Raw genomic sequence first — 11,323 nt, forward strand, 5'->3', positions numbered from 1 at the left:
ACCTTACGAAATTGCAAACCCTTAACCATTGCGTTCGAATATTCCGTTATCAATAAACCCAGGCGCGAAAAGCGCTCCAGGTGCCACGTAGTAGCACCCTCCGTACCGCCGGGCGACAAGCGCCGGCAATCTCGCATCGAGTCCCCGAAATTACGTAATCTTCATCCGACCCATGCGCAAATTCATTCTTGCCTTGTATCTGATCGCCATAGCGATCCTTTCCCAGAACGCCGATGCAGCCGCGCCGCAATCCGCGTCTCAACCCGCTGTCGCGCTGACGCCGCAGCAGGCCCGCGATGCGCTCTCGGTCCTGAACGATCCGCAGCGCCGCGCGCAAGTCGCCGATACGCTGCGGGCCGTCGCGGCAGCCGGCGCTTTGGCCGCGCCCGCAAGCGCCGCGCAGCCGGCATCGTCGGCGGCGCCTGCGTCGGGCGCCTCGGGCGTGCTCGCCAATTCGTTGACCGCAAACGGCCTCGCGTCGCAAATATCGCGTCAGGCAGGCCACTGGCTCGTGCAATTCGGCACCGGCCTGCGGCACTCGGCTGCCGCGCTCCTGAGCGTGCGCTCGGTGGTGTACTGGTGGCGCGACCGCATCGATTCCCCGCAGGAGCGCGCACTGCTCGTGCATGTCGTGCTGATGGTGCTGTTGTCGCTCGTGCCCGCGTTGTTGATCGAATATTTCGCGTCGCGGCTCTTGCGCCGACCGCGCGAGAAGGTCGCGGCGCGCGGCATTAGCGATGCCGAAGCGCGCGAGCCCGAGCTCGTGCACGAACAACGCGCCGCCGAGCGCGCCGAAGACACGGCGCAGCGCACCGGCGACGACGTCGCTATGCACGTCGCCGAGCGCAAGGCCGACACCGCTCGCGGCAAGCGGCACGCGGCGCACCACTGGACCTTGCTGCAACGTCTGCCGAGCGCGCTGCTGTATTTCGTGTTCAACCTGATCCCGCTCGGCGTGTTCATGGGCGCGGTGACGATCCTGATGTCCATTTTCGTCGACGACAACACGACCGAAGCGCACGTCGCCGGCGCGCTCATCGACGTGTATCTCGTCTGCCGCGCGGTGATGATCCTCTGCGCGTTCTTCATCGCGCCGCGTGCGCGCGGACTGCGCCTCATCCAGATGCGCGATCAGTACGCGGCTTACACGTATCGCTGGCTGCGGCGCATCGTGATCGTCGCGGGGGCGGGCATCGCGCTCGCGAACGGCTGCGAGCCGCTCGGCCTGTCCAATGCGGCGCATATCGCGATCCTCAAGGTCGTCACGCTCGTCGTCCATCTGATGATCGCGTGGGTGATCTTCGAATCGCGCAGGATCGTCGCCGAGAGCATTCGGCAGCGCATGTCGGCGCATCGCTCGGTGGCGCTCGTCGGCAGCTGGGTGGCGGACGTCTGGGCCGGCGTCGCGATCTTCTTCGTGATGGCGATGTGGTTCGTCTGGGCGCTCGGCGTGCAGAACGGCTATGCGACGCTGTTCCACCTCGGCGGCGTATCGCTGCTGGTGCTGGTCGGCTCGCGCGTGGCGGCGATCGTCGCGTTCGGCGCGCTCGCGCGGCTCTTTCGCGACAACGAGAACGACGAAGTCGACTTCGCCAGCCAGTCGATCGCGCATCGGCACGCGTATCGGTATTACCCGGTTCTGCGCCGTATCGTGCAAACGGTGATCGGCGTGGCGACCATGATCGCGCTGCTCGAAGTGTGGGGCGTGCATGTTCTGCGCTTCTTCACGTCGGGCGGCGTCGGCAACCGGCTCGCGTCGGCGCTGCTGACCATCGCGGTCGCCGCCGTGTTCGCGGTGCTCGTGTGGGAAACGGCGAACGTGTTCGTCGAACGACGCCTCGATCAGTGGAACACCACGGGCGATCGCGTACGCGCCGCGCGCCTGCGCACGCTCCTGCCGATGATGCGCAGCGCGCTTTTCATCGTCATCGCGATGGTGGTGGTGCTGACGGGACTCTCCGAGATCGGCGTGAACACCGCGCCGCTGCTGGCGAGCGCGAGCATTTTCGGCGTGGCGCTCGGCTTCGGCTCGCAAAAGCTCGTGCAGGATTTCATCACGGGCATCTTCCTGCTGATGGAAAACGCGATGCAGGTCGGCGACTGGGTGACGGTGTCGGGCGTATCGGGGACGGTGGAGTATCTGTCGATCCGCACGGTGCGTCTGCGCGGCGGCGACGGATCGCTGTACACCGTGCCGTTCAGTTCCGTGACGACGGTGAACAACACGAACCGGGGCATCGGCAATGCGGCGGTGCGCGTGTCGATTGCGCTGGGTCAGGACGTGGATCTCGCCATCTCCACGCTCAAGGAGATCGGCTCGGCGTTGCGCGAGGACGAAGCCTTCCGCGACGGCATCCTGTCCGACTTCAGCTTCTGGGGCGTCGATGCCGTCGACGGATCGACCGTCACGCTCGCGGGCCAGATCCAGTGCCGCGACAGCGCGCGCTGGCCGGTGCAGCGCGAATTCAATCGCCGCATCCTGAACGAGTTCACGGCGCGGGGTATCGAGATCGCGAATCCGCAGCGTAACTTCGTCATTGTCAACGGCAATGGCCAGGACACGACGCAAGAGATGCAGGACGATAGCGACAAGGCCGGCGCGGATCAGCGCGCGGAGCCGTCGAAGGCGGCGCAGCATCCGACGAACGAAGCCGCCGGCGGCACCGATGCCGCATCGAGCGCGCCGCCGCCGCGCGGGGCGCAGAGCGGCACGTGACGCGCTGCCGCGCCGTTGAACCGTAACGGCGCGGTGACTGTTGCACGAGGAGCACGGCCGCCCGGACGACGCGACCTCCACTAAGCCGTGCGATCCTAAATTTGCTTCTTGCGCGCAACCGTTCGTTCACGAAATCGGCACCTTTTGGACCGCATCGCGCAACGGTGGGCCGCACCGTTGTTCGCACAGAAACGACGTCGCTCGTACGACGTAACAGGCGCCGTAACAAGTCTCTTGCAAAAACTACCTTATTAAGCGCAAATCGGTAAAACCGGGAATTACGCCTTTTTTACCGGTTTTTCCGCATATTTGCGCGTCTTAAAAATACCTTCGAAAACTGTCAACCGAATCCCGCAACGCCCCGTTGTAGCGGGCGTCAGGCAATTATTCTTATCAAAAACCAGCCTGCGTAGATCAGTCCGGACCCACGGCACATCCTACGAAATGACGCGGTCATTTTTTCTGATCCAAAAGTTACCGATTCAAAGTGTTGTTTGAAACGAAATATTATTGAGATGATCTTGCTTTCGTTTCAGACGGTACTTAGAATCCGTTTCACAGTAGCTGTTACAAGATGTAACGCGCTGTATCAAAGTACGTAGCCGGTCTAAACCGGCACGGCGAGGGAATAAAAAAGATAGCGGCAACAAGCCGGCGGGAAATTCGGGGATTTACTGGAAGCAGCAACCATGAACGGTCGCGAAACGCTGGAATCGATCCGGGAAATCAACTTGTCGTACATCATGCTCGCTCAGCGTCTGCTGCGCGAGGATCGGGCAATCGGAATGTTCCGGCTCGGTCTGTCGAAGGAACTGGCTGACTTGCTGTCCGGGCTGACGCTCGCACAGGTTGTCAAGCTCGCTCAGTCGGACAACCTGCTTTGCGCGTTCCGCTTCAACGATCACACGATGTTGTCGGCGCTGACGCAACCCGCGAAGAACGCGGACATTGCGCCGACGCACGCCGCAATCCTGCTGGCTGGCCAGCCGGCCGAACAGTTCGCTTAAGAGCCGGAGCGAGCCATGCTGAAGAAGAGCCTCACTGAAGACGCCCAGGAAGTGTTCCGCGCAATCGCGCTGATCGAGCTCGGCGCGCGCATGCAAGTGCTGGAGAGCGAACTGACGCTCTCGCGGGACCGCATGATTCGTCTCTATCGCGAAGTGAAGGGCGTTTCGCCGCCCAAGGGCATGCTGCCGTTCTCGGCGGACTGGTACATGACGTGGCTGGCGAACATCCACGCATCGCTTTTCTATAACACCTATACGTTCCTTAAGAACGAAGCGGGTTGCTCGCATCTCGATGCGTTGACCAAGGGGTATCGGCTGTATCTCGAGCACTGCAACCATAGCGGCGCCGAGGCGGTACTCGATCTCACGCGGGCCTGGACTCTTGTGCGCTTCTTCGACGCGGGCATGCTGCAGATGACACCCTGCTGCCGATGCACCGGGAAGTTTGTCGCACACAAACATGATTTGCAGAACAACGTGGTGTGCGGGGCCTGCCAGCCGCCGTCACGCGCGGGGAAGACCAAGAAAGCGGCGGCCGCGAAACAGGCCGTTCAAGAAGCCGCTCTGGAGGTGGTATCGAGCAAGAACGAAGTGCCGCAAGCACCGGTTCATCCGGAGCGGATTGCACTCGATAACGTTGTGGCGTCGCAGCCGCAACGCGCGAGCCTGGTCGCACAGGCTGCTTAGGCGGTAGCGGCGCCGGTTCGTCCTTCGGGGGCCATCTTCGGGATGGCGGACGACCGGCACCGCTACCGTGTTTTACTGCTTCTCTCATTGCGCCGTTCGCGCGCATCGCAGGCTTTCTTTCATTGCCCAAGTAAAATGCTTCGATAGCACGCGCTCTCGAAGGATTCGCCTTGATTCAGGCACCACGCACATCGAAGCAGGGCTTCTTGCTGACGCGTCATTGGCGCGACACGGCAACCGGCACGGAGGTCGAGTTCTGGCTCGCCACCGACGACGGCCCGCGCAAGATTCGCATCGCTTCGCAAACACCCGTTGCATTCATCCGCGCCGAAGACGGCGACAAAGCCGCGCCGTTCGTTCGCACCGTGCGCGATGCGCAACTTCGTGAATTGCCGCTCAAGGACTTCCGCCAGAAGCCGGTGCTCGGCTTGTACTGCACGCAGTATCGCCAGTTGCTTGCGCTCGAAAAGACGCTGAAGCATGCGGGCGTCAATGTGTTCGAGGCGGATGTCCGTCCCACTGAACGCTATCTGATGGAGCGCTTCATCACGGCGCCCGTTTCTTTCGATGACGACGGAACGAGCGCAGTCGTGCATAGCGAACTGAAGCCTTCGGCGGATTACCGGCCTGCGCTGAGGCTCGTATCGCTCGATATCGAAACGAGCGTGAAGGGCGAGCTGTATTCCATCGCGCTCGAAGGATGCGGCGCGCGTCAGGTCTACATGCTCGGCCCGCCGAATGGCGATGCGCACGCCGCGCTCGACTTCGATCTCGACTATTGCGCGAGCCGCGCGGAGATGTTGCGGCGCTTCAACGCGTGGATCGCCTTGCATGATCCGGATGCGATCATCGGCTGGAACGTGGTGCAGTTCGATCTGCGCGTGCTGCAAAAACATGCCGACGATTACGGCGTGCCGCTTGCGCTGGGCCGCGATGGCGGCGTCGTCGAATGGCGCGAGCACGGCATGAAGCGCAATCACTTTTTCGTGTCGATTGCGGGACGGCTCGTGATCGACGGCATCGAAGCGTTGCGTTCGGCTACGTGGAATTTTCCGTCGTTCAGTCTCGAATACGTCGCGCAGTCCTTGCTGGGCGAAGGCAAGGCGAGCGACAGTCCTTATGCGCGCATGGATGAAATCGAGCGGCGCTTTCAGGAAGACAAGCCCGCGCTCGCGCGCTATAACCTGACCGACTGCGAGCTTGTCACGAAGGTCTTCGAGAAAACGGAACTGCTGCCGTTCCTGCTCGAACGCGCGACCGTCACGGGCCTGGCCGCCGATCGCAGCGGCGGGTCCGTGGCGGCGTTCACGCATTTGTATATGCCGCGGATGCATCGGCTGGGCTATGTCGCGCCGAATCTCGGCGACGTGCCCGAGGAAGCCAGTCCCGGCGGCTTCGTCATGGACTCGCGGCCCGGCCTCTATGACTCCGTGCTCGTGCTCGACTACAAGAGCCTGTATCCGTCGATCATCCGCACGTTTTTGATCGATCCCGTGGGCCTCGCGCAAGGCATGAGCGAGCACGATGCAACGCGCACCGTGCCCGGTTTTCGCGGCGCGCTGTTTTCGCGCGACACGCATTGCCTGCCCGCGATCGTCGCGCAAGTCTGGCAAGGACGCGAAGCCGCGAAGCGTCAGCGCAACAAGCCGCTTTCGCAGGCGCTCAAGATCATCATGAACTCGTTCTACGGCGTGCTGGGATCGAGCGGATGCCGCTTCTTCGATCCACGCCTTGCATCGTCCATCACCATGCGCGGGCACGAAATCATGCATCGCACGCGCGAGCTGATCGAAGGGCGCGGCTATAGCGTCATATACGGCGACACCGATTCGACCTTCGTGTGGCTGCGCCGCGCACGCGATGAAGACGACGCCGCGCGCATAGGCCGCGCGCTCGTCGAATACGTGAACGAACACTGGCGCAAGCATCTTCATGAAACATTCGGGCTCGACAGCGCGCTCGAATTGCAATTCGAAACGCATTTCAAGCGCTTCCTGATGCCGACGATACGCGGCACGGAAGAGGGCAGCAAGAAGCGTTACGCCGGACTCACGCGCCGCGCCGACGGCAGCGAAGAAATCATCTATAAAGGGCTCGAGACGGTACGCACGGACTGGACGCCGCTCGCGCAACGTTTTCAGCAAGAGCTTTATATGCGCATCTTCAAAGGCGAGCCTTACGAGGACTATGTGCGCGATTACGTCGACCGCACGCGACGCGGCGAGATGGATGCGCTGCTGGTCTATCGCAAGCGTCTGCGCCGAAGCCTCGACGAATACCAGCGCAACGTGCCGCCTCATGTGCGCGCTGCGCGCATCGCCGATGAATTCAACGCGCGGCAAGGACGTCCGCTGCAATATCAGAGCGGCGGCTGGATCAGTTATGTGATGACGCAGGGCGGCCCGGAGCCGATCGAAGCGCGTTCGGCGCCCATCGACTACGAGCATTACGTGAGCAAGCAGCTGGAACCCGTGGCGGACGGCATTCTGCCTTTCATGCGCGACGATTTCACGGCGCTGATGTCGGGGCAGCAAGAGTTGTTTTGACCGTTTCGCGAATCGCGCCTTGAAGCGGGCGCGGCATTTGCTGCCGCATTTCACGATGCTTGCAACGGGAAAACGACATATGGAAGCATGCACATGATGACTGCGTCCACGGAAATCAGCCGCTCGCAACTGCGCAACCGCATCGTGAGCGATCTCGCGCAGGCGATATGGAAGTTCCGCCTGCAGACGCTCGCGGCTGTCACGCTGATGATCGCGTCGCGGCTCGCGGTGGTCGCCGTGCCGCTGATGCTGAAGCACGTGATCGACGAATTTAGCCGGCCGACGGCGAACGCCGTGTTCCCGGTGTTCGTGATTCTCACATACGTGTTGATGCGTTATCTCGGCGACGTGCTCAACGAAGCGCGCGATGTCATATTCAGCATCGTCACGCAGCACACCGTTGCATCGTTCACCGAACGCACGTTCTCGCATCTGCACGGAATGGGGGCGCGCTTTCATGCGCAGCGCGAAACGGGCGGCGTGGTGCGCGACGTGCAAAAGGGCGCGGATGGCATCGGCTTTTTGCTAGGCGTCGCCATCTTCACCATCGTGCCGACGTTGATCGAAATAGGCACGGTCGTCGCGATCATGGTGAGTCAGTATGCGCGGACTTTCACGATTGCCATCGGCTTGACGTTCGTGGGTTATGCGGTCTACACGCTTATTTTCACGCGCTATCGCATGCGCTTTCAGCGCGCGGTGAACCGGCTCGAAGCGCAATCGGACAGCCGGCTCGTGGACAGCCTGCTGAACTATGAAACGGTCAAGCTCTTCGCGAGCGAAGACGTCGAACGCAAGCGCCTTTCGACCGTGCTCGAAAAATGGGTCACGGCGCGCACCGCGAATCAACGCGCGTTGACCATTCTGCATGTCGGGCAAAGCACGGTCATCACCATCGGCATCGGCGCGGTGATGCTGCTCGCCGCGCAGCACGTCGTGGCCGGCACGATGAGCGTCGGCGATCTCGTGCTGGTGAACGCGTATATCGTGCAGGTCTGTGCGCCGCTCAACACGCTCGGCTTCGTGTTTCGCGAGACGAACGATGCAATCGTGAACGTCGAACGCATGTTCGAAATTCTGCTTGCACGAGGGCGTCGCGGTGAAGATGTCGATGAAGTCGAAGCGAAGCCGCTTCAGGTGACAGCAGGCGAGATCGAATTCGAGCATGTCGATTTCGGCTACGATCCCGCGCGCCAGATCTTGCGCGATATCGATTTCCGCGCGCATCCCGGCAAGAAGCTGGCGGTAGTGGGCGGCAGCGGCTCGGGCAAGTCGACGCTGATGAAGCTGCTTTTCAGGCTCTATCAGCCGACGGCGGGCGTCATCACCATCGACGGTCAGGACATACGGCACGTCACGCAAAAGAGCCTGCGCGAAGCCATCGGCATCGTGCCGCAAGACACCGTGCTCTTCAACGATACGATCGCCTACAACATCGCATATGGGCGTCCGAGCGCCACGCGCGCGGATGTCGTGCGCGCGGCGCGTGCGGCGCAACTCGACAGCTTCATCGAACGCCTGCCCGATCATTACGATACGCGCGTCGGCGAGCGCGGCGTGCGGCTCTCGGGCGGCGAGCGGCAACGCATCGCAATCGCACGCGCGATATTGAAAGACCCGCGCATCATCGTCTTCGATGAAGCGACGTCCGCGCTCGACACGCGTTCCGAACGCGCGATTCAAAGCGAGCTGGACCGGCTTGCGCAAGGGCGCACGTCGATTGTGATCGCGCATCGGTTGTCCACGGTGGTCAACGCGGACTGGATCCTCGTGATGGAACATGGGCGCATCGTCGAGCAGGGACAGCATGCGGAATTGATCGAACGCGAGGGGGTTTATGCGCGCATGTGGTCGCTGCAATCGCAACAGGGCGAGCTTGCGCAAGTGCAGCGCAAGGTATCGGCGCAACCGGTCGGTCTCAACGCGTTGATCGCAGGCGTGGTCGATGGCTTGCACGAAGAGATCGTCGAACACGGTGTGCAGCTTTACACGATGATGCCCGACGACGATCTGCGCGTGACAGGCGATCCCGGCGTGCTGCAACTCGTGATAGCCGACCTGTGCCGCACGGAGATTCGCGCGGCGGATCGCGGCGAGCGCGTCGAGCTTCGTGTGGAACGCGAAGCGAATCAGGTGCGCGTATGCGTGCTCGGCCGCCGTGCGCAGCCCGCGCCGCTTTCGCAGAAACAGGCGCGCAGGCTGGAAGAAGCGTTGAGCGAAACGGGCGGCACGTTCACGGTTGGTTATGTCGATGGCCACCTAGCGTATGTCGCGATGATGCCCCTGCGGCCCGTCGTCGATACGGACGAACACGAGCCCGCTGAAACCGACGCCACCGGCAATCTCGATGGCCTGTGCGTGATGGTCCTCGACGATCAGGAAGCCGCACGCGAAGCACTCGGCGCCGTGCTCGAAACCACGGGCGCGAGCGTGCGACTCGCGGCATCGGGCAAGGAAGCGCTCGAATGGCTCGCGCAAACGCCGACTGAACAATGGCCCGATGCATTGCTATGCGACATCGTGCTCGGCGAAGAAGACGGTTATAAGGTGCTGCGCCGCGTGCGCGAACTGGAGGCGAGCCGTCGCGTATCGCTCGATCAGCGCATGCCGGCGATTGCATTGACCGGCCACACGCAAACCGAAGATCGGCTTCGCGCGCAAATGGCGGGCTTTCAGATGCACATGACGAAGCCGGTTCCCACGGAGCGGCTCATTGCAGCCATCCGGCAGGTCGCCGTTCCCACAGAGGCATGAGGAGCGCATGACATGGACACGCGAGCAACCGCGCGCATCGACGAATTGAAGCCGACGCAAGGCGCATTGGGCATGGAACACGTGCGCGAGAAAATGCGTTTGACGAGCGAACAGCCCGAAGAGAATCGCACCGCCTTCATGAACGAACATGCGCTGCGCGTGGTGCGCGGTCCGGGCGGCACGCTGCATGTGATCGATCATCATCACTGGGCGCGCGCGTGGGACGAACTCGGCATGGACATCGTGCCCGTCTCCATCGCATGCGACTTCAGCGACCGCGATCACGATGCATTCGTCGCGGCCATGCGCGAAGAAGGCTGGATTCATCCATTCGATGCGCAAGGCCGCGAAACATCCGTCGATGCATTGCCGCCTTCCATTGCAGCGATGCCCGACGATCCTTATCTCAGCCTCGCCGCGTTCGTGCGCATGGCGGGCATGTTCGAAGACTCGCCCGAATTCAACGCCAAGTTCGCATGGGCCGACTATTTTCGCGAGCGCATCGAAGGCGATTTCGCATCGGTTGCGGGCTTCGCCAAGGCGCTCGCGCAGGCAGTCGCGGCTTCGCGCGAAGACGAAGCGCGCGAACTGCCGGGCTTCAAAGCGTAGCCATCGCCGAGCGCGATTCGTGTGCTTCGATGATCTGACGGAAGTAGGCCGCAGTGCGTCGCAGTCCTTCATCGAGCACGGTGACGGGCTGCCAGTCGAGCAGCTTGTGCGCTTGCGTGATATCCGGCTGACGATGCCACGGATCGTCCATCGGCAGCGGCCGGAACACGATCTCCGATTTCGATCCCGTCAACGCGACGATGCGCTGCGCGATTTCGAGCATCGATATCTCATGCGGATTGCCGAGATTCACGGGTCCGGTGACTTCATCGGGCGTGTTCATCAGGCGAATGAACGCATCGACCATGTCGTCGACATAGCAGAACGAGCGCGTCTGCGTGCCTTCGCCATACACGGTGATCGCTTCGCCGGCGAGCGCCTGCATCATGAAGTTGGACACCACGCGGCCATCGCTCGGATGCATGCGCGGACCGTACGTATTGAAGATGCGCGCGATCTTGATGTTGAGTCCATGCTGCCGCCGATAATCCATGAAGAGCGTTTCGGCGCAGCGCTTGCCTTCGTCGTAACACGAACGCGGACCGATGGGATTCACATTGCCCCAATACGCTTCCTGCTGCGGATGCACGCGCGCATCGCCATAGACTTCGCTCGTCGATGCCTGAAAGATCTTGGCCTTCACGCGCTTGGCGAGGCCCAGCATGTTGATCGCGCCGTGCACGCTCGTCTTCGTCGTCTGCACGGGATCATGCTGATAATGCACCGGCGATGCGGGACACGCGAGGTTATAAATCTCGTCGACTTCCACATACAGCGGGAAGGTCACGTCATGACGCATCAGTTCGAAGTTGGGACTGTCGAGCAGATGAGCGATGTTGTCCTTCGTGCCGGTATAGAAGTTATCGACGCACAGCACGTCGTGGCCTTGCGCGAGCAGCCGTTCGCACAGATGCGAGCCGAGAAAGCCCGCGCCGCCGGTCACCAGAATGCGCTTGCGAAATGCTTCTTTCATGACGATTCCCTTTAATGTGATGCATCCCGAT

7 protein-coding genes are annotated in these 11,323 nt (G+C 61.9%); 6 read left to right on the forward strand and 1 reads right to left on the reverse strand.

The window, feature by feature from the left end; all coding sequences use genetic code 11:
- Positions 1–172: 172 nt before the first annotated feature.
- The 6 genes from NCR39_RS18165 to NCR39_RS18190 all read left to right on the forward strand — a co-directional run bounded on the left by NCR39_RS18165 (position 173) and on the right by NCR39_RS18190 (position 10,319).
- Entirely contained in the window at positions 173–2,716 is a 2,544-nt protein-coding gene (locus NCR39_RS18165; protein WP_250453454.1) for a mechanosensitive ion channel domain-containing protein, read from the forward strand.
- A gap of 689 nt (positions 2,717–3,405) precedes the next feature.
- Positions 3,406–3,723, forward strand: coding sequence for a flagellar transcriptional regulator FlhD (flhD, locus tag NCR39_RS18170; RefSeq protein ID WP_035963774.1), 318 nt, complete (start codon positions 3,406–3,408; stop codon positions 3,721–3,723).
- 15 nt (positions 3,724–3,738) lie between these two features.
- A complete protein-coding gene (gene flhC / locus NCR39_RS18175; protein ID WP_250453455.1) occupies positions 3,739–4,410 on the forward strand; it encodes a flagellar transcriptional regulator FlhC in 672 nt (223 codons plus the stop codon).
- Positions 4,411–4,580: 170 nt separating this feature from the next.
- Positions 4,581–6,956 carry a DNA polymerase II gene (locus tag NCR39_RS18180; RefSeq protein ID WP_250453456.1) on the forward strand — a complete coding sequence of 792 codons (2,376 nt, stop codon included), beginning with the start codon at positions 4,581–4,583 and terminating at the stop codon, positions 6,954–6,956.
- A gap of 96 nt (positions 6,957–7,052) precedes the next feature.
- Positions 7,053–9,710 carry an ATP-binding cassette domain-containing protein gene (locus tag NCR39_RS18185; RefSeq protein ID WP_250453669.1) on the forward strand — a complete coding sequence of 886 codons (2,658 nt, stop codon included), beginning with the start codon at positions 7,053–7,055 and terminating at the stop codon, positions 9,708–9,710.
- Between the two features lie 12 nt (positions 9,711–9,722).
- Positions 9,723–10,319, forward strand: a complete 597-nt coding sequence (locus NCR39_RS18190) for a ParB/Srx family N-terminal domain-containing protein (RefSeq protein WP_250453457.1) — start codon at positions 9,723–9,725, stop codon at positions 10,317–10,319.
- Here NCR39_RS18190 and NCR39_RS18195 read toward each other — a convergent pair.
- A complete protein-coding gene (locus tag NCR39_RS18195; RefSeq protein ID WP_250453458.1) occupies positions 10,309–11,292 on the reverse strand; it encodes a UDP-glucuronic acid decarboxylase family protein in 984 nt (327 codons plus the stop codon). The two genes, NCR39_RS18190 and NCR39_RS18195, sit on opposite strands and share 11 nt — an antisense overlap.
- Positions 11,293–11,323: the final 31 nt, after the last annotated feature.

The sequence above is a fragment of the Caballeronia sp. ATUFL_M2_KS44 genome, from assembly GCF_023630965.1.
Lineage (GTDB): Bacteria > Pseudomonadota > Gammaproteobacteria > Burkholderiales > Burkholderiaceae > Caballeronia > Caballeronia concitans.

Coding starts and splice junctions, on each gene's coding strand:
- NCR39_RS18165 (WP_250453454.1), top strand. CDS start 173: ATGCGCAAATTCATTCTTGCCTTGTATCTGATCGCCATAGCGATCCTT.
- flhD (WP_035963774.1), top strand. CDS start 3,406: ATGAACGGTCGCGAAACGCTGGAATCGATCCGGGAAATCAACTTGTCG.
- flhC (WP_250453455.1), top strand. CDS start 3,739: ATGCTGAAGAAGAGCCTCACTGAAGACGCCCAGGAAGTGTTCCGCGCA.
- NCR39_RS18185 (WP_250453669.1), top strand. CDS start 7,053: ATGACTGCGTCCACGGAAATCAGCCGCTCGCAACTGCGCAACCGCATC.
- NCR39_RS18190 (WP_250453457.1), top strand. CDS start 9,723: ATGGACACGCGAGCAACCGCGCGCATCGACGAATTGAAGCCGACGCAA.
- NCR39_RS18195 (WP_250453458.1), bottom strand. CDS start 11,292: ATGAAAGAAGCATTTCGCAAGCGCATTCTGGTGACCGGCGGCGCGGGC.